This is a genomic window from Prauserella cavernicola, from assembly GCF_016595675.1.
GTDB lineage: Bacteria > Actinomycetota > Actinomycetes > Mycobacteriales > Pseudonocardiaceae > Prauserella_A > Prauserella_A cavernicola.
Window position 1 is genome coordinate 696,154 of the sequence record NZ_JAENJH010000001.1, and the last position, 16,746, is coordinate 712,899.

A 16,746-nucleotide genomic window follows, 5' to 3' on the forward strand; every position below is an offset into this window, starting at 1 on the left:
CGCGCATCTCACGGGCCCGAACGCAGAACTCGCGGTCCCGAGCGGGGGACTCGCGAGCAGGAGCGGGGGACTCGCGCGGGGTTGTCCTTTGTGGAGTTTTTTTCCGGGCTGGGGTCGGCTTAATTTCGGGCGTTTATTTTTTCGGAGTGTTGACATAAATCGGAGCCGGTCGGCATGCTGGCTCCCATGCAGCGACGCTCCGGTCCCCTCACGCAGCTGCGGCGCGGTCACGAGGAACTCGTGCTCGGCCTGTTGCGCAGGCACGGCCCGTTGAGCCGCAGCGCGCTGGGTACGCACTCCGGGCTCTCCCGCACCACGCTGCACGAGATCCTCACGGCGCTCACCGCGAACGGCGCCGTCACCACCGTCCGCCAGGAGTCGGCCCCGCGCGGGCGAGGCAGGCCCGCCGAGACGCTGACCCTGAACCCCGACGCGGGGCAGGCCATCGGCATCGACTTCGCGCGGCGAGCGGTGCACGTCGCGATCGTCAACGTCGCCCACGAGGTCGTCGGCTCCGCCAGCGAGGCGCACGAAGCCGACCTGCCGTGGGACGACCGGGCCGAGCTCGCCGAACGGCTGGTCGGCTCGCTGGTCGAGGGCTCGCTGCGGCTCGGCGCGCTGAGCGCCGTCGGCGTCGGCGTGGTCGGCCCGGTCGGCGACCCCGGAGAGGACGGCGCCCAGCGGCTCACCGACCTGCCCCGGTTGCTGCGCAAGCGGTTCGGCGTGCCCGTGCTGCTCGACAACAACACCCGGCTCGCGGCACTGGCCGAGTCGATCTGGGGTGCCGCGGCCGGTGGCCAGGACGTGCTCTACCTCCGCCTCTCCCACGGTGTCGGCGGCGGGCTCGTCGTCGGCGGAGCACTGCACCGCGGCGCCCACGGGCTCTCCGGCGAGTTCGGGCACATCACCGTGGAGCAGAACGGATCTCGCTGCGGCTGCGGCGGCGCTGGCTGCCTCGAAACCGTCGCGTCGATCCGCGCGGTTCTCCAGAACTACCGCGCCGAGGGCGGCCGGGCCAGGAAACTCTCCGGCCTGCTCGGCGCGCTCTCCGAGGACGATCCCGCCGCACGGCGCGCGGTGAACGCCGCGGGCGGCAAGGTCGGCGCGGTGCTCGCCGCACTGTGCAACGCCGTCGGGCCCAGCGTGATCGTGCTCGGCGGCGAGCTGACCGAGGCGGGCGACGCGTTGTTCGGACCGGTCGAGTCTGCGCTCGACGAGCACATCCTGCCGATGTCACGGCACAAGGTCAGCCTGCGCAGGGCCACCCTCGGCGACGTCGGCGGCGCGCTGGGCGGCATCGCGCTGGTGCTGCACGAGTCACCACTGCTGTCCCACTACCCCGCCGACCCGGACCAGGGGGAGGACTCATGAGCGTCGTCTCCGTTCCCGAACAGACCGCGGCCCAACCGGGCGCGGCCCGCCGCACCGGGCGCCGCCCGGTCCGCACGCTCGCGCTCAACATCGCGGCCGTCCTCATCGGACTCGCGGCGTGGTCGCTGCTGTCCGTGGTCGGTGTGCAGGGGCTGCCGGGCCCGCTGACCGTCGCCGAACGCGCGGGCGAGCTGATCGCCGACGGCACACTCGCGACCGACGTGCTGGCGAGCCTGCGGCGCGTGCTCCTCGGCTTCGTGCTCGGCACCGCGCTGGCCGTCCCGGTCGGATTCCTCATGGGCTGGTACACCACGGCGCGCGGGCTGCTCGAACCGTACGTGCAGTTCTTCCGCACCATCCCACCGCTGGCGATCATCCCGCTGGCCATCGTGCTGCTCGGCATCGGCGAGGTCCCGAAGGTCTTCGTGATCTTCCTGGCCGCGTTCCTCTCCAGCGTCGTGGCCGCGTTCCAGGGCGTGGTGGACGTCGACCGCACACTCATCAACGCGGCCAGGGTGCTCGGCGCCTCCGACCGCACGATCTTCGCGAAGGTCGTGGTGCCCGCCTCGCTGCCGTTCATCCTCGTGGGCATGCGCATCGGGCTCGGCTCCGCGTGGGGCACGCTCGTCGCCGCTGAGCTCATCGCCGCGCAGGAGGGCCTCGGCTTCCGGATGCAGCAGGCCCAGCTCTACTACGACCTGCCCACGATCTTCGTGGGACTCATCTCGATCGGCGTGCTGGGACTCGCGATGGACCGGCTCCTGCTGTTCGCGGGCCGCCGTCTCACCAGCTGGCAGGAGACCCGATGACACCGAAGATCTCGTTCCGGGACGTGGTGAAGTCCTTCCCGGTCAAGGGCGGCTCGTTCACCGCACTCAACGGCGCGTCGCTCGACATCGCCGACGAGGAGTTCGTCACCGTCGTCGGCCCGTCCGGCTGCGGCAAGAGCACGCTGCTGAGCATGGCGGCCGGGCTCGTCGAGCCGACGGCGGGCGAGGTGCTCGTCGACGGCGAGCACGTGCGCGGCCCCGGCCCCGATCGCGGCGTGATCTTCCAGCAGTACGCGCTGTTCCCGTGGCTGACCGTGCGCAAGAACGTCGAGTTCGGACTGCGCCTCGCCGACCTGCCGCCCGGGGAGCGAACCCGGCGGGCGGAGCACGCGATCGAGCTCGTCGGGCTCACCGAGTTCGCCGACGCGCTGCCGAAAACCCTGTCGGGCGGCATGAAACAGCGCTGCGCCATCGCCCGCGCCTACGCCGTGGACCCCGCGGTGCTGCTGATGGACGAACCGTTCGGCGCGCTCGACGCACTGACCCGCGTGCAGTTGCAGGACCAGCTGCTGCGCACCTGGAGCCAGGACCGGCGCACGGTCCTGTTCATCACCCACGATGTCGACGAGGCGGTGTACTTGGCGCGCCGCGTGGTCGTGATGGCCGCGCGGCCGGGCCGGATCCACACCGTCATCGACGTGGATCTGCCCTACCCGCGCACCGAGGAGATCCGCCTCTCCCCCGAGTTCGGCCGCATCCGCAACGAGGTCTGGCACTCCGTCTACCACCAGGCCGCACCACTGCCCACCTGACCGGCACTCCCCCGTCCCCGCACACACGTAAGGAATCCCGCCATGCGTGGAACTCGTCGCGCCGTCTTATCGGTGCTGTCCGTCATCGCACTCGGCCTGTCCCTCACCGCGTGCTCCGAGTCGGGTGACGACTCGGAGGTCCGCTTCGGCTACATCGGCGACTACAACGGCGCCAGCCTGCTCGCCATCGCCGAGGAACAGGGGCTGTGGGACGAGGCGGGCCTGTCCGCGGAGCCCCAGGTCTTCACCAACGGCCCGTTGCAGATCCAGGCACTCAACTCGGGTGATCTCGACTTCGGCTACATCGGACCCGGCGCGTTCTGGCTGCCCGCCTCGGGTCAGTCGAAGATCGTCGCCATCAACACGCTCACCTACGCCGACCGCGTGATCGCCCAGCCCGGCATCGACTCGGTGGCCGACCTGAAGGGCAAACGGGTCGGCGTACCGGAGGGCACCTCGGGCGACATGGTGCTGAACCTGGCGCTGCAGGAGGCCGGCCTGACCGTGGACGACGTCGAGAAGGTGCCGATGGACCCGTCCACGATCGTCTCGGCGTTCGTGTCGGGCCAGATCGACGCCGCCGGAATCTGGTACCCGCTGATCGGCACGTCCATCAAGCCGAAGGTGCCGGACCTGCGCGAGCTCGCGAGCACCCGGGACTTCGAGGGCAGCTCGTTCCCCACGGCCTTCGTCTCGGGCAGGGAGGTCGACGACGAGCTCACGGGCAAGGTGATCTCGGTGCTGCAGAAGGCCAACGACTGGCGCGCCGAGAACCCGGAGCAGGCCATCGACCTCTCCGCCGGACTGCTCAATGTGGATCGTGCCACCGTCGAGGCCGACGCCGCGAACGTGGAGACCATGACCACGCAGGACCTGGTGGCCAAGACCGAGGACGGCACCGTCGACGGCTGGCTCACCGGGCTGAGCGACTTCTTCGTCGGCACCGGGCAGTTGCAGCAGCAGGCCGACCCGGCCGACTACTACACCGGCGACCTCTACACGGGAGCGTTTCGCGAGTGAACCTGCTCTTCCTCATGACCGACCAGCACCGGGTGGACACCCTGGGCTGTTACGGCAACCCGCACGTCGCGACCCCCAACCTGGACCGGCTCGCGGCCACCGGCACCCGATTCGACCGGTGCTACACGCCCACGGCCATCTGCACGCCCGCGCGCGCGAGCCTGCTCACCGGGCAGGCCCCGTTCCGGCACCGGCTGCTCGCCAACTACGAGCGCAACGTCGGCTATCTGGAGGACCTGCGCGACGACGCGTTCACCTTCCCGGCCGCGCTGGCCGAGCGGGACTACGTGCTGGGCCTGATCGGCAAGTGGCACGGCGGGGTGCGCCGCACGGCGGCGTCCTACGGCTTCGAGGGTCCGGAGCTGCCGGGCTGGCACAACCCCGTCGACCACCCCGACTACCTGGCCTACCTGGAGGACAACGGGCTGCCGCCGTACCGGATCACCGAACCGGTCCGCGGCACCACACCCAACGGCAACGAGGGCAACCTGCTGGCCGCCCGGCTCGACCAGCCGGTGGAGGCCACCTTCGAGTACTACCTCGCGACGCGCACGATCGAGCACCTCGACCGCTACGCGAAGCGGTATCGCGACGAGGGCGCGCCGTTCTTCCTCGCCACCCACTTCTTCGGCCCGCACCTGCCGTATCTGCTGCCGGACCACTACTACGACCTCTACGACCCGGAGCTGGTGGAGCTGCCGCCCTCGATCGCGGAGACGTTCGAGGGAAAGCCGCCGGTGCAGCGCAACTACAGCGCGCACTGGACGTTCGACACGATGCCGCTGGAGGTGACGCGCAAGCTCATCGCCGTGTACTGGGGCTACGTGACGCTCGTCGACGAGCAGGTCGGGCGCATCCTGACCCGCCTCGACGAGCTCGGGCTCAGCGACGACACGTCGGTGCTGTTCACGGCCGACCACGGCGAGTTCACCGGCGCGCATCGCCTGCACGACAAGGGTCCCGCGATGTACGAGGACATCTACCGGATCCCCGGCATCGTGCGCGTGCCAGGACAGGAGCCCGCGGTGCGCGACGAGTTCGTGACGCTCACCGACTGCACCGCGACCATCCTCGAACTGGCGGGCTGCGATCCGGAGCCCGCGGTGGACAGCCGCAGCCTGCTACCGCTGGTGCGTGGCGAGCACCCGGAGTGGCGCAGCGAACTGGTCGCCGAGTTCCACGGGCACCACTTTCCCTATCCACAGCGGATGATCCGCGACGACCGCTACAAGCTCGTGGTGAACCCGGAGTCGGTCAACGAGCTCTACGACCTCGACACCGACCCGCACGAGCTGACCAACCGCTACGCCCACCCCGAGCTGCGCCCGGTGCGGGAGCGCCTGCTGCGCAGGCTTTACCACCTGCTGCGCGAGCGGGGCGACAATTTCTACCACTGGATGACGCCGATGTACGAGGTCGGCACGTCCGACCACGACCCCAGCCTCAGCGCGTTCGAACTCCAGAAGCCGCCCGCGGGCTAGGCGGCCTCACCGAGCTGGAAGTGCCACACGAGCAGCGCCGGGGTCCCGGCGCTGGCGGCGAGCGCGACCACGGCCACACGTCCCACGGTCCGGGCTCCGTCGTGGGCTCTGTCCCCGCGGGCGCCGCTGGTGGCCGTGGTTGCTCGCAACGCCCACGGCGGGCCAACGGTTTTCGCTAGCGAGCGCGAGCACCCGGGTGGGCCCGGACGCCCCGCGCGGCGAGCGTGGCCGTGCGCTCGATGCGGCGCGCCCGCGTCCGCGGCTTCTTGGCCCCCGCGACCCACTCCAGGATCAGCCGCCGCGACGACGGCGGGAACTGCGCGAAGTGCCGCGCCGCCTCGGGATCGGCGTCCAGGGCCCGCCGCAGGTCGTCGGGTACGGCCAGGTCCTCGTCGTCGGCGACGAGCTGCCAGGTGCCCCGCCGCTTCGCCAGTTCGATCGCCGCCAGACCGCGCTCGGTCATGAGGCCCTGCTCGATCATGCGCGCCGCCCGCTCGCGGTTCACCCGGCTCCACGTGCCCCTCGGGTTGCGCGGGGTGAAGCGCAGCAGGGTGCTCGTCGCGTCGCGCTTACGGGCCTGGCTGTCGATCCAGCCGAAGCACAACGCGTGCTCGATGGCCTCGTGGTAGCGCACGCTGGGTGTCGCGCTGGCCCGGTTCTCGATCACGAGCCACACTTCGCGCTCGGACCCCGAGTGGCGCTCCAGCCACGCGCGCCACTCGGCGGGCCCGCTCGCTCGCAGCGTCACGACGTCGGTCGCCATGTCAGCCACCCGAGGAGTCGGCGAGCACGTCGAGGTAATGCTGGTTGAACATCACGCCGAGGACGTTGCCGAACGGGTCGGTCACCGACGCGGTGACGAACCCCGGACCGTGCTCGAACGGTTCCCGGTGGGGCGAGGCACCCAGCGACAGCAGCCGCGCGTAGGCGGCGGACACGTCGTCGACGGCCCAGTAGGCGATTCCGGCTCCCCCTCCGTCGGGCGTGCCCGGAGCGAAGCGGCGGTCGATCAGGCCGAGCTCGTGGCTGTAGTCGCCGATGCGGTACTCGAGGTAGGCGGTCTGTCCATTCGCGCTGCGCTCGAAGTAGGGCTCGACGCCCAGCAGTTCGGTGTACCACCGGCGGGCGGCCGTGAGGTCGTCGGCGAAGAGGCTGACGGTGGTGAGTCCTCGCAACATCGGTCTGGTCCTTCCCTCGTGGGTGAGGTGACACCGCCGATGGTGCGCCGCGAAAGTGCTCACCCTTCGAGCACTTTGCCGGGGACACTGAAAACATGCGTGCAGACCGACTCGTCGCGGCCCTGCTGCTGTTGCAGGCACGGGGCCGGGTGACCGCGGCCGAACTGGCCTCCGAGCTCGAGGTGTCCGTCGCCACCGCCCGGCGCGACCTGGAGGCGTTGTCCACGGCTGGCATCCCCGTGTACCCGCAGACGGGCCGGGGAGGCGGGTGGTCACTGGTCGGTGGCGCCCGCACCGATCTCACCGGCCTGTCGGCTCCGGAGGCGCACGCGCTGTTCCTGCTCGCGGGCCCACTGGCATCCGGCTCGGGCGAGGCCAGGGCGGCGCTGCGCAAGCTGGTGCGCGCACTGCCCGCGACGTTGCGGGCCGACGCCGAGGCCGCCGCGGCCGCGACGGTGGTCGACCCCTCCGGGTGTGGTGAGCGCAACCGCGACCGGCCCGAGGTCCTGGGCCTGCTGCAGCAGGCCGTGGTCCGCGGGCACAAGGTCCGGCTGGCCTACTTCAGCGGGGCGCGGGAGCGCACCGAACGGCTCGTCGACCCGTGGGGCGTGGTCGACAAGGACGACGTCTTCTACCTGATCGCGGGCACCGAGCGCGGGCAACGGACGTTTCGCGTCGACCGCATCGAGCACGCCGAGAGCACCGGCCAACCCGCCGAGCGGCCCGACGACGTCGCGCTCGCCGAGGCCTGGAGCCAGGTGGTGAGTGAGGTCGAGCGACGGCGCTCGCGGACGTGGGCGACGATCCGCGTCGCCGAGCGCTTCGTCCCGGTGCTGCGCGATCAGTTCGGCAAGCACTGTCACGTCGACGGGGAACCGGTGCGGGGACAGGTCGTCGTGCGACTCGGCGCGCCGACTCCGCTGGACCTCGCGCGGCACCTCGCGGGCTGGGGCGCGCTGGTGGAGGTGGTCGACCCCGAGGCCGTACGCGCGGAACTGGGCCGCATCGGAGCCGAACTGGCCGCTCGCTACCCGGCGCGGACCTGACCGGGATTTGCGGTTTCGGCAACAAAACTTGCCAGCCCGGGACCGTCGTGGGCACCGTGGAATCGTGACCAGCCCGGATCCCTTCACCCATGCCACCGAGGCGGTGCTCTGCGAACGCACGCAGGGCGAGCACCGCCACGGCGTGAGCCCGGCCCCGGCCCTCCGAACAGAACAGGACGCCATGAACAACGCGCAGCAGTGGGACGAGCGCTATCGCTCCAGTGAGCAGCTCTTCAGCGGCAGACCGAACGGCGTGCTCGTCGCCGAGGTCTCCGGCCTGGCCCCGGGACAGGCTCTCGACGTCGGCTCCGGCGAGGGCGCCGACGCCCTCTGGCTGGCGGGCCAGGGCTGGCGCGTCACGGCCGTCGACGTCTCCCGCGTGGCGCTCGAACGAGCGGCCGCGAACGCGGGCGAGCTCGCCGACCGGGTGTCGTGGACGCACGTGGACCTCGCCGCGGGCACCATGCCCGCCGGGTCGTTCGACCTGGTGTCCGCGCACTACTTCCCGTTCGCCCGCGCGGCGGGCGAGTCCGCGCTCAGGGCGCTGCTGGACACCGTCGCACCCGGCGGGACGCTGCTCGTCGTGAGCCACGACCTCGCGGACCTGCCGCCCGGCGGGCACGCCGGCTTCGACCCCGGCGACTACTACCAGCCGCGCGACCTCGCGGCGTTGCTCGGGGACGACTGGACCGTCGAGGCCGACGAGACCAGGCCGAGGGTCGATCCGGCACCGGAGGGCACGGCGCACGCCCACGACGTCGTGCTGCGGGCGCGCCGCGACCTCAGTCCGGCCTGATCGCGGCGTAGAGCAGCATGTCGACGCGGCGGCCGCCGATCTCCTGGTGACTGCGCAGCAGCCCCTCGCGCTGGTAGCCCGCCGCGTCGGCCGTGCGGGCGGAGGCGGCGTTCCACGGCTCGATGTAGAGCTCGACCCGCCACAGCCCGGGCACGGTCCACGCGAAGCGCGTGAGCGCGGTGAGTGCTCGGCCCGCGACCCCTCGGCCCCGGCTGCGCGGCGCGACGCAGTAGCCCGCCGTGGCGCGGCCCAGCGGGAGCATGGACAGCCACAGCCCGGCCTGGCCCAGCGCCTCGTCGGTACCGGTGTCGGCGGCGCAGAACGAGTACCCGGCGCCCGAGACGAGCTTGTCGTGCTGCCGGCCCAGGTAGGCCAGCGCCTGCTCGCGGTCGGCCGCGGCGGGCAGGGTGCCGATCAGTGGCACGTACGGGTCGGTGGCCAGGTCCAGCACCATCGGCAGGTCCCGGTCCTCGAACTCGCGCAGCCGGACGCCGTCGAACTCGGGCGCGACGGGCGGCAGGGCCAGCGCGGGGGTGCTCATGCGCCGATCCTGCCAGGCCCGGCAGACCGTCACCACGCCGCCGCGAAGCCCCAGAAGTCCTCCAGCCAGCCGAACGGGACCGGGCTGTCGGCGGCGACCTGGGTCAGCAGGATCGAGACGGTGCCGGTGGAGGGCACGACGTAGGCGGTGGTACCGGTGCCGCCGGTCCAGCCGTAGCGCCCCGGCACGGACCACGGCGCCGACGCCGTGATGTCGACGGAGCCGCCGAAACCCCAGCCCTGTCCGTCGAGGAACAGGCTGCCGAACTCGCGCTGGGACGGAGTCGTGTGGTCCGTCGTCAGCAGGCGCAGCGACTCGGGCGTGAGCAGCGGGCGGCCGCCGGGACCGACTCCGCCGGCCAGCAGCATCCGGCCGAACGCGAGCAGGTCCCCCGCGGTGCCGACGAGGCCGCCGTTGCCGAGCGGGAACACCGGCGGCTCGCTCCACTGTCCGTCGGGCGCGTCGGCGAGCTCGAACACGCCGGGTGCGGACGCGCGGTAGTACGCCGTGAACCGCTCGCGCCGCGACGGCGGCACCCAGAACCCGGTGTCGGTCATGGCCAGTGGAGCGAACACGCGCTCGGCGAGGAACTCCGGTAGCGACACTCCCGCCGCCCTGCTGACCAGCACCCCCTGCAGCGTCGAGCACGTGTCGTAGAGCCACCCGCGGCCGGGCTGGTGCAGCAGCGGCACCCTGGCCAGCTCGGCCAGCCACACGTCGGGCTCGGGAAAGCTCCTGATCTGCCTGCCGTCACGCTGCACGGTCTGCAGCAGCCGCACCGCGGGCAACGTGAAGTCCGAGGCGAAGCCGTACCCGGCCTGGGAGCTGAGCACGTCGAACACCGTGATCGGACGGTCGGCGGGCACCACGTCGTCCACGGGGCTCGCCGGTGTGCGCACCACGCTGGGCCTCGCCAGCTCCGGCAGCCAGCGGGCCACCGGATCGCCGAGCGCGAGCACGCCGTCGTCGACCAGCAGCAGCACCGCCGCGGCCGTGATGGGCTTGGTGAGCGAGGCGAGGCGGAAGATCGAGTCCTCCGCCATCGGCGTCGCGCCCAGCACGGCCGAGCCCGCGACCGCCGACTCGATCCGGTCGCCGCGCGCGAGCAGCCCCACCGCCCCCGGGTACGCGCCGTCGCGGACGTTGGTCTCGAGCAGTTCCGCCAGGCCGGTCATCGCGTGCCCTTCTCTCCTGATCTTTCGCCGCCGCGCTCCGGGCGATCGAAGGATAGACCCGCTGCCAGCGCGGAACTCATCGGCTGACCCGGCACGATGCGGCGGCCCGGCGAAGGGGCCACACCCCTGTGAGTCCGTTGTGGCGCAAGCGGTATCGTCTGCGCCGATGATGACGCACCCGCCGCACGCAGCCGCGGCGGTCCGTCGTGACCATGCCCCGGGCTGGGCAGGTCGCAAGATCCGGTTGCGCCAGATCGACGCCACGGACCACCGCACGCTCATCGGCTTCGACCGCGACGCGGCCCGTGATCGGAAACCGCAGGTCGGCGGATACCGGCACTGGGCGGCACACCGTGCGGGCGCGGCAGGTCCGGGCGACAGTCATTTCGCGATCGAGACGCTGCGCAGCGGGATGGTCGTCGGGTCGCTGTGCATCACCCAGGACGACCCGCGCTCCGACCGGTTCAGCTACGGCATCGGCATCGGGGCCCAGCACCGCCGGTGCGGCTACGCCAGCGACGCGATCACCGCGCTGCTGTCGGGCATGTTCTTCCAGCGCCGCTTCGGCAAGTGCGAGGTCGGCATCTACGGCGGCAACCTCGCGTCGCTGTCGCTGCACGGCGCGCTGGGCTTTCGCGAGGAAGGCCGGCTGCGCGACACCGAACTGCAGCGTGGCGGGATCCGCTACCTGGTGCTGATGGCCGTCACGGCGCCGGAGTTCGCCGCACACCACCGCGACGCGGTGCTCGCCGGAGCCGAGGTCACCAGGCGGGGCAGGCACTCGCGGCCTCGCCACGGCAGGCACCGGTTCCCCCAGCCCCGCCAGCGCTGACGCGTCGTCAGAGCCGCGCGGCCGACCCGAGCACCCGGCCCAGCGCATGGGCCTCCCGCAGCAGCAGTGCACCGAGTTCCGGCCTGCGCTCGGGCCGGAACCGGGACTCCACACCCGTGAGCGTCAGCGCCCAGGCGGGCTGGCCCGCCCGGTCGAACACGGCCGCCGCCATGCCCCAGCTGCCCTCGACGATCAGTCCCGGGTTCACGGCGTAGCCGTCGGTGCGGGTCCGTGCGATCCGCTCGCGCACCGCCTCCGGTGCGTGCGACGCGCCGAACCTGCTCGTCAGCCCGGCGCGCTCGAGATAGGCGTCGATCTCGGCGTCGGCCAGGAACGACAGGACCACCAGCCCCGCCGACACGACCCCGAGGGGAAAGCGGGCGCCCTCGTACAGGACGAAGGAGCGGATCGGGAAGTCGCCGTCCTCGCGCACCAGGCACACCGTCTCGTCGCCGCGGCGCGCCGAGAAGAACGCGCTCTCCCCCGTCGCCGTCGCGAGCCGGTGCACGCTGTCCCTCGCGTGGTGCGTGACGTCGTATCGCACGCTGGCCGCCTCGCCGAGCAGGTACAGCTCGGGGCCGAGGAACCAGCGGCCGCTGCGCCGATCACGGTCGACGAATCCCTCGTCGGCCAGGGACCCGAGCAGCCGGTGCACGGTGGGCCTCGGCAGGCCGGCCGCCCTGGCGAGCTCCGCGGTGCCCGCGCCGCGCTCGTTCACGGTCGACAACGCGCGCAGCACAGCGCTCACCCTGCCCACCAGGTGCCCGGCCGGAGTCGCGTCCACGCCCGTCACCCTACGTCCACTCAGTGAACGCTGGTCGAGGACCACGATCACCCGCCGACCGGTTTTCCCGGTGGAACGCCTGGTTCCTTGCGCGCGAGGGGCGCTCGCACGTTGACTCGGGCCGCTCGACCAACGAACGACGAGAGGTGGACGACGTGTCCAAGCTCCGCACCGACGCGGACGCCGCCCTGGCGGACGCGCTGACCGACGGGATGACCATCGCCGTCGGCGGCTTCGGGCTGTGCGGCATCCCGAACGATCTGATCGAGGTGGTGCGCGACAGCGGCGTCACCGGCCTGACGATCGTGTCCAACAACATGGGCGTCGACGGCAAGGGACTCGGGTTGTTGCTCGAGAACCGCCAGGTGGCCAAGGTGATCGCGTCCTACGTCGGCGAGAACAAGCTCTTCGCCCAGCAGTACCTGGACAAGGTGCTCGAGGTGGAGTTCTCGCCCCAGGGCACGCTCGCGGAGCGACTGCGCGCGGGCGGGGCGGGCATCGCGGCGTTCTACACCCGCGCCGGGGTCGGCACGCCGATCGCCGAGGGCAAGCCGCTGGCCGAGTTCGACGGCTACACCCACGTCCAGGAGCGGGGCATCGTCGCCGACATCGCGCTCGTGCACGCCCACACCGCGGACCCCGCGGGAAACCTGACCTACCGGGCCACGGCGCGCAACTTCAACCCACTGGTCGCCACCTGCGGCCGGGTGACCGTCGTCGAGGCCGAGCACCTCGCGGACGACCACACCGACCCCGGCCTGGTGACCACGCCGGGCATCTACGTCGACCGGCTGGTCGCCGCGCGCGACCGGGTCAAGGACATCGAGAAGCGCACGGTCCGTCCCCGCGAGACCGCCGGAGCCTAGGAGAGATCATGCCCTGGAACCGTGACGAGATGGCGGCGCTGGCCGCCGCAGAACTCAGCGACGGCGACTACGTCAACCTCGGGATCGGCATCCCGACACTCGTGGCCAACCACATCCCCGAGGGCGTCGAGGTGACGCTGCAGAGCGAGAACGGCATCCTCGGCCTCGGCCCGTTTCCCGTCGAGGGCGACGAGGACGCCGACGTGATCAACGCGGGCAAGCAGACCGTCACCGTCAACCCCGGTGCCAGCTACTTCGACTCGGCGGTGTCCTTCGGCATGATCCGGGGCGGGCACATCGACCTGGCGATCCTCGGAGCGCTGCAGGTGACCGCCACGGGAGACCTGGCGAACTGGACCATCCCCGGCGCGCTCGTGAAGGGCATGGGCGGGGCGATGGACCTCGTGGTCGGCGCGCGCCGGATCGTGGTGCTCACCGACCACGTCGCCAAGGACGGCAGCCCGAAGATCGTCGAGGAGGCGACGCTGCCGCTCACCGGCGCCGGCGTGGTCAACCGGATCATCACCGACCTCGCCGTGATCGACGTGACGCCGGACGGCCTGCGCCTGGCCGGCATCGCCCCGGGTGTCACCGAGGACGAGGTGCGCGCGAAAACCGGTGCGCCGCTGGAACTTCCGGCACCGGCGCTCGGCTGACGAACGCCGCTCGCGGCCCCCGAGTCCCGGGGGCCGCGGGCGTCACTCCACCGACAGCTGGGACGGCGCACCCGTCGCCACCAGGAACACCAGGATGGCCACGCCGAGGTGCACGAGGTTGGCCACCGGATCGAGCCCCAGGAACTCCAGCGGGTTGCTACTGCCCGCGAACACGCCGACGAACCACAGCACCAGGCACACGATTCCGGCGCCGCGCAGGAACTGCTGCGCCCCGGCCACGGTGCGCGACACCTTCCAGCCCCAGGCGCCGAGCCCGGCGTACACCACGCTCTGCGCGATGCTGAGATGCGGCAGCGCGAACAGCGAGAGCAGTCCGGCGAATGCGGCGAACAGGAACAGGGCGGAGATCACGGCGGCCAGCGCGGGCAGCTGCCCGCCCCGCGACACCTCGGCCCTCACAGCGCGCGACAACGTCCCTCCTCGGGAATCCAGGGCGACGCCGAACCCCACGGACGGAAATCCGGGAGCGTCGCGAACGGGGTTCGGCCGGCGATCAGCGCGCGGCCGCAACTCCAGATATAGCACGGATTCCACCGGCCGGGGCAGGCGGCCGGGTGTGAGGTGATCCGGCGAGGCGTCTCGCCGTCTCAAGTGGACAGTACCCGGGCTACTCGTCCCCGATGCCGAGCCGGAAGCCCGCGCTGAGGCGCACGTGGTCGATCATGATGCGCTCGGCGGTGTCGCCGTCGCCCGCGGCGAGGGCGGCGAGCAGCTCCTCGTGCGCGCGCAGATGACCGCGCACGTGCTCGTCGTTGAGCCACAGCGACGCCGTTCTGGGTACCGGGAAACTCTCCCTGACCGACCGGGCGTGGGCGCCGAGATAGGCGGGCCCGCCGATGTCGGTGATCGCGAGATGCAGTTCCTGGCTCTGCTCCCCGAGCAGCTCGTTGCGGCCCGCGTCGGCGTTGCCGACCATCGAGGCGTGCAGCGCCCGGAGCCGGTCGAGCTCCTCGGCGGTGATCCGGGCGGCGGCGAGCTTGGCGCCGAGGCCTTCGAGCACCGCGCGCACGTGGTAGTACTCGACCAGCGCGGCGTCGCTCAGATCCACCACGGTGGCGCCGTGGTGTCGCTCGTAGTTGATGAGCCGGTCCTTCTCGAGCCTGCGCAGCGCCTCCCTGACCGGGGTGATCGAGACCCCGAGCCGTTCCGCCACCGCGGCCGCCCGCAGCGGCGATCCCCCGGGTATCCGGCTGCTGCGGATGTCGTCGAGTAGCACGCCGTACACGTAGTCGGCCTTGCTCTGCGGGGGTCGGCTGGTGGTCGGTGGCTGCGCGTCCATCGGAGCCAGTATCGCTGATCGCGGACAGCGGGCGGCACGGAGATCGCCCATTGACTTACGACTTACATCTTATAAGTTATCTCGTCATGGACAGTCTCTCCGGCGTGCGCGTCGTCGACGCCGCCACGCTCTTCGCGGGCCCGATGGCGGCGATGATGCTCGGCGACTTCGGCGCCGACGTCATCAAGGTGGAACACCCTCGCCGGGGCGATCCCGCGCGAGGACACGGGGCCTCCGTCGACGGCGTGGGCCTGTGGTGGAAGACCCTCTCGCGCAACAAGCGCGCCGCCGCCGTGAACCTGTCGGTGGCCGAGGGCCAGCAGATCCTGCGCTCGCTCGCCGCGCGCTCCGACGTGCTGGTCGAGAACTTCCGGCCGGGAACCCTGGAGCGCTGGCACCTCTCCCCCGCCGAACTGCACGAGATCAACCCGAGGCTGGTCATCGCCAGAATGACGGGATTCGGCCAGCTCGGTCCGATGAGCGGGCAGCCGGGCTTCGGCACCCTCGCCGAGGCGATGAGCGGCTTCGCCTCCAGCACCGGCGAGCCCGGCGGTCCCCCGGTGCTGCCACCGCTGGCGCTCGCCGACGGCATCGCCGGGCTGGCCATGGCCTACGCGGTGCTGGTCGCGCTCAAGGCCAGGGAGACCAGTGGCACGGGACAGGTCGTCGACATGGCCATCATCGAGCCGATCATGGCCCTGCTCGGACCGCAGATGACCGCGTACAAGGCCACCGGCGCCGTGCCGCGCCGCACCGGCAACCGCTCCGCCAGCAATGCCCCGCGCAACACCTACCGCTCCCGCGACGGCCGGTGGCTGGCGATCTCCACGAGCGCGCAGTCGATCGCCGAGCGCGTGGTGACCCTCGTCGGCAGGCCCGACCTGGTGCAGCAGCCGTGGTTCGCCACCGGACAGGGCCGCGTCGAGCACGTCGACGAGCTCGACGAGGCCGTCGGCTCCTGGATCGCCGAGCGCGACGCCGACGAGGTGATCGCCCGGTTCGAGCAGGCGCAGGCGGCGATCTCGCCGATCTACGACGTCTCCGACATCGCGAAGGACCCGCAGTACTCCGCGCTCGAGTCGTTCGTCGAGGTGCCCGACGAGGAACTGGGTCAGGTCACGATGCAGAACGTGCTGTTCCGGCTCGCCGACTCACCCGGCCGCGTGCGCTGGGCGGGACCACCGCTGGGCCGCCACACCGCCGAGGTGCTGGGCGAGCTGGGCTACGACGCCGAGCGCATCGGGCGGCTGCGCGAGCAGGGGGTGGTCGCGTGAGCGTGCCGATCACCTGGCTCTACGTTCCCGGCGACCGGCCCGAGCGCTTCGGCAAGGCGTGCGCGAGCGGTGCCGACGTGGTGATCCTCGACCTCGAGGACGCCGTGGACGCGGTCAACAAGGACCGCGCCCGCGACGCCGTGACCGAGTACCTCACCGACCGGCGCACCGGCCCCCGTCTGCACGTGCGCGTCAACGACGTCGCCACCGACCGCGGCTGCGCCGATCTGGCCGCGCTCGCGGACCTGCGCGGGCTCGATGCCGTGCGACTGCCCAAGATCGAGTCGCCCGGCGATCTCGCCGCCGTCGACGCCGCGTTCGGCGCACGTGACCTCGGCGCCTACGCCCTGCTGGAGTCGGCGCTCGGCGTGGCCAACCTCCACGCCGTCGCCGCCCACCCGCGCGTGTCCGGGATCGCGCTCGGCGAGCAGGATCTCGCGACCGCACTGTCCCTGAGCAGCGAGGCGGCCTTCGACCACCTCAGGCTGCAAGCCGTGCTCGCCGCCGCGGCCGCGGGACTCGGTCCGGTGGCCATGTCGGTCCACCCCCACGTCCGCGACGACGAGGGCCTGCGCGCCTCGTGCCTGCACGGCCGGGGACTCGGCATGCTCGGGCGCAGCGCGATCCATCCCCGCCAGATCCCGGTGATCCGCGCGGCGTTCCGCCCGTCCTCGCAGGAGGTGGAGCGGGCCGGCGAGATCGTGCGCACGGCCGAACGCTCGGAGCGGGACGGCCGCGGCGCGTGGGTGCTGCCCGATGGCAGCTTCGTGGACCTTCCGATCGTCGCCAGGGCACGCACGACCCTCGCGCTCGCCGAGCGACTCGCCGACTGAGCCCCACCCCG

At 71.9% G+C, this 16,746-nt stretch carries 19 protein-coding genes; 12 read left to right on the forward strand and 7 right to left on the reverse strand.

Features of this window, described 5'->3' with window-relative positions:
• Positions 1 to 186: 186 nt before the first annotated feature.
• From JHE00_RS03345 to JHE00_RS03365, 5 genes are read left to right on the forward strand one after another with little or no spacing between them, the layout of a single operon-like run.
• Positions 187 to 1,371, forward strand: coding sequence for an ROK family transcriptional regulator (locus tag JHE00_RS03345; protein WP_200314591.1), 1,185 nt, complete (start codon positions 187 to 189; stop codon positions 1,369 to 1,371).
• The gene (locus JHE00_RS03350; RefSeq protein ID WP_200314593.1) at positions 1,368 to 2,180 is read left to right on the forward strand and encodes an ABC transporter permease; all 813 of its coding nucleotides are present in this window, start codon (positions 1,368 to 1,370) and stop codon (positions 2,178 to 2,180) included. Before JHE00_RS03345 ends, JHE00_RS03350 begins: the two co-directional genes overlap by 4 nt.
• A complete protein-coding gene (locus JHE00_RS03355; protein WP_200314595.1) occupies positions 2,177 to 2,953 on the forward strand; it encodes an ABC transporter ATP-binding protein in 777 nt (258 codons plus the stop codon). The genes JHE00_RS03350 and JHE00_RS03355 overlap by 4 nt, the downstream gene beginning before the upstream one ends.
• 42 nt (positions 2,954 to 2,995) lie before the next feature.
• A complete protein-coding gene (locus JHE00_RS03360; RefSeq protein ID WP_200314611.1) occupies positions 2,996 to 3,973 on the forward strand; it encodes an aliphatic sulfonate ABC transporter substrate-binding protein in 978 nt (325 codons plus the stop codon).
• Complete coding sequence (locus JHE00_RS03365; protein WP_307831796.1) at positions 3,970 to 5,454, forward strand: sulfatase family protein; 1,485 nt, start codon at positions 3,970 to 3,972, stop codon at positions 5,452 to 5,454. Before JHE00_RS03360 ends, JHE00_RS03365 begins: the two co-directional genes overlap by 4 nt.
• Before the next feature lie 175 nt (positions 5,455 to 5,629).
• Here the strand turns inward: JHE00_RS03365 and JHE00_RS03370 are convergent, their stop codons facing one another.
• Together JHE00_RS03370 and JHE00_RS03375 are read right to left on the reverse strand one after the other, a co-directional pair.
• Positions 5,630 to 6,217, reverse strand: a complete 588-nt coding sequence (locus JHE00_RS03370; protein WP_200314612.1) for a YdeI/OmpD-associated family protein — start codon at positions 6,215 to 6,217, stop codon at positions 5,630 to 5,632.
• A gap of 1 nt (position 6,218) precedes the next feature.
• Positions 6,219 to 6,632, reverse strand: coding sequence for a VOC family protein (locus JHE00_RS03375; protein ID WP_200314613.1), 414 nt, complete (start codon positions 6,630 to 6,632; stop codon positions 6,219 to 6,221).
• Between the two features lie 95 nt (positions 6,633 to 6,727).
• Between JHE00_RS03375 and JHE00_RS03380 the strand changes: the two genes are divergently transcribed.
• Together JHE00_RS03380 and JHE00_RS03385 are read left to right on the forward strand one after the other, a co-directional pair.
• Positions 6,728 to 7,678 (forward strand): helix-turn-helix transcriptional regulator, encoded by a 951-nt coding sequence (locus JHE00_RS03380; RefSeq protein ID WP_200314614.1) that lies wholly within the window; start codon positions 6,728 to 6,730, stop codon positions 7,676 to 7,678.
• A 64-nt stretch (positions 7,679 to 7,742) separates the two neighbouring features.
• On the forward strand, positions 7,743 to 8,474 hold the full coding sequence (locus JHE00_RS03385) for a class I SAM-dependent methyltransferase (RefSeq protein WP_307831797.1): 732 nt from the start codon (positions 7,743 to 7,745) through the stop codon (positions 8,472 to 8,474).
• Here the strand turns inward: JHE00_RS03385 and JHE00_RS03390 are convergent.
• Positions 8,461 to 9,015: a GNAT family N-acetyltransferase gene (locus tag JHE00_RS03390; protein WP_200314615.1), complete on the reverse strand. Its 555-nt coding sequence runs from the start codon at positions 9,013 to 9,015 to the stop codon at positions 8,461 to 8,463. The genes JHE00_RS03385 and JHE00_RS03390 overlap by 14 nt on opposite strands.
• A 29-nt stretch (positions 9,016 to 9,044) precedes the next feature.
• Positions 9,045 to 10,190, reverse strand: a complete 1,146-nt coding sequence (locus JHE00_RS03395; RefSeq protein WP_200314617.1) for a serine hydrolase domain-containing protein — start codon at positions 10,188 to 10,190, stop codon at positions 9,045 to 9,047.
• A 166-nt stretch (positions 10,191 to 10,356) separates the two neighbouring features.
• Here JHE00_RS03395 and JHE00_RS03400 point away from each other — a divergent pair, with 166 nt between their 5' ends.
• The gene (locus tag JHE00_RS03400; RefSeq protein WP_200314619.1) at positions 10,357 to 11,022 is read left to right on the forward strand and encodes a GNAT family N-acetyltransferase; all 666 of its coding nucleotides are present in this window, start codon (positions 10,357 to 10,359) and stop codon (positions 11,020 to 11,022) included.
• A gap of 7 nt (positions 11,023 to 11,029) precedes the next feature.
• Here JHE00_RS03400 and JHE00_RS03405 read toward each other — a convergent pair whose 3' ends face one another.
• Positions 11,030 to 11,806 (reverse strand): IclR family transcriptional regulator, encoded by a 777-nt coding sequence (locus JHE00_RS03405; protein WP_307831798.1) that lies wholly within the window; start codon positions 11,804 to 11,806, stop codon positions 11,030 to 11,032.
• 155 nt (positions 11,807 to 11,961) lie between these two features.
• On the opposite strand from JHE00_RS03405, the gene JHE00_RS03410 reads away from it, so the two are divergent.
• Together JHE00_RS03410 and JHE00_RS03415 are read left to right on the forward strand one after the other, a co-directional pair.
• Positions 11,962 to 12,672: a CoA transferase subunit A gene (locus JHE00_RS03410; protein WP_200314621.1), complete on the forward strand. Its 711-nt coding sequence runs from the start codon at positions 11,962 to 11,964 to the stop codon at positions 12,670 to 12,672.
• An 8-nt stretch (positions 12,673 to 12,680) separates the two neighbouring features.
• A complete protein-coding gene (locus JHE00_RS03415) occupies positions 12,681 to 13,328 on the forward strand; it encodes a 3-oxoacid CoA-transferase subunit B (protein ID WP_200314623.1) in 648 nt (215 codons plus the stop codon).
• 42 nt (positions 13,329 to 13,370) lie between these two features.
• On the opposite strand, the gene JHE00_RS03420 is transcribed toward JHE00_RS03415, so the two are convergent.
• The gene (locus JHE00_RS03420) at positions 13,371 to 13,760 is read right to left on the reverse strand and encodes a DUF4383 domain-containing protein (protein WP_200314625.1); all 390 of its coding nucleotides are present in this window, start codon (positions 13,758 to 13,760) and stop codon (positions 13,371 to 13,373) included.
• A 196-nt stretch (positions 13,761 to 13,956) separates the two neighbouring features.
• The gene (locus JHE00_RS03425; protein ID WP_200314627.1) at positions 13,957 to 14,628 is read right to left on the reverse strand and encodes a GntR family transcriptional regulator; all 672 of its coding nucleotides are present in this window, start codon (positions 14,626 to 14,628) and stop codon (positions 13,957 to 13,959) included.
• Positions 14,629 to 14,714: 86 nt separating this feature from the next.
• Between JHE00_RS03425 and JHE00_RS03430 the strand changes: the two genes are divergently transcribed.
• Positions 14,715 to 15,902 carry a CaiB/BaiF CoA transferase family protein gene (locus tag JHE00_RS03430; RefSeq protein ID WP_200314629.1) on the forward strand — a complete coding sequence of 396 codons (1,188 nt, stop codon included), beginning with the start codon at positions 14,715 to 14,717 and terminating at the stop codon, positions 15,900 to 15,902.
• Positions 15,899 to 16,735: an HpcH/HpaI aldolase/citrate lyase family protein gene (locus JHE00_RS03435; protein WP_307831799.1), complete on the forward strand. Its 837-nt coding sequence runs from the start codon at positions 15,899 to 15,901 to the stop codon at positions 16,733 to 16,735. Before JHE00_RS03430 ends, JHE00_RS03435 begins: the two co-directional genes overlap by 4 nt.
• Positions 16,736 to 16,746: the final 11 nt, after the last annotated feature.

Coding starts and splice junctions, on each gene's coding strand:
- JHE00_RS03345 (WP_200314591.1), top strand. CDS start 187: ATGCAGCGACGCTCCGGTCCCCTCACGCAGCTGCGGCGCGGTCACGAG.
- JHE00_RS03350 (WP_200314593.1), top strand. CDS start 1,368: ATGAGCGTCGTCTCCGTTCCCGAACAGACCGCGGCCCAACCGGGCGCG.
- JHE00_RS03355 (WP_200314595.1), top strand. CDS start 2,177: ATGACACCGAAGATCTCGTTCCGGGACGTGGTGAAGTCCTTCCCGGTC.
- JHE00_RS03360 (WP_200314611.1), top strand. CDS start 2,996: ATGCGTGGAACTCGTCGCGCCGTCTTATCGGTGCTGTCCGTCATCGCA.
- JHE00_RS03370 (WP_200314612.1), bottom strand. CDS start 6,217: ATGGCGACCGACGTCGTGACGCTGCGAGCGAGCGGGCCCGCCGAGTGG.
- JHE00_RS03375 (WP_200314613.1), bottom strand. CDS start 6,632: ATGTTGCGAGGACTCACCACCGTCAGCCTCTTCGCCGACGACCTCACG.
- JHE00_RS03380 (WP_200314614.1), top strand. CDS start 6,728: ATGCGTGCAGACCGACTCGTCGCGGCCCTGCTGCTGTTGCAGGCACGG.
- JHE00_RS03390 (WP_200314615.1), bottom strand. CDS start 9,015: ATGAGCACCCCCGCGCTGGCCCTGCCGCCCGTCGCGCCCGAGTTCGAC.
- JHE00_RS03395 (WP_200314617.1), bottom strand. CDS start 10,190: ATGACCGGCCTGGCGGAACTGCTCGAGACCAACGTCCGCGACGGCGCG.
- JHE00_RS03400 (WP_200314619.1), top strand. CDS start 10,357: ATGATGACGCACCCGCCGCACGCAGCCGCGGCGGTCCGTCGTGACCAT.
- JHE00_RS03415 (WP_200314623.1), top strand. CDS start 12,681: ATGCCCTGGAACCGTGACGAGATGGCGGCGCTGGCCGCCGCAGAACTC.
- JHE00_RS03425 (WP_200314627.1), bottom strand. CDS start 14,628: ATGGACGCGCAGCCACCGACCACCAGCCGACCCCCGCAGAGCAAGGCC.
- JHE00_RS03430 (WP_200314629.1), top strand. CDS start 14,715: ATGGACAGTCTCTCCGGCGTGCGCGTCGTCGACGCCGCCACGCTCTTC.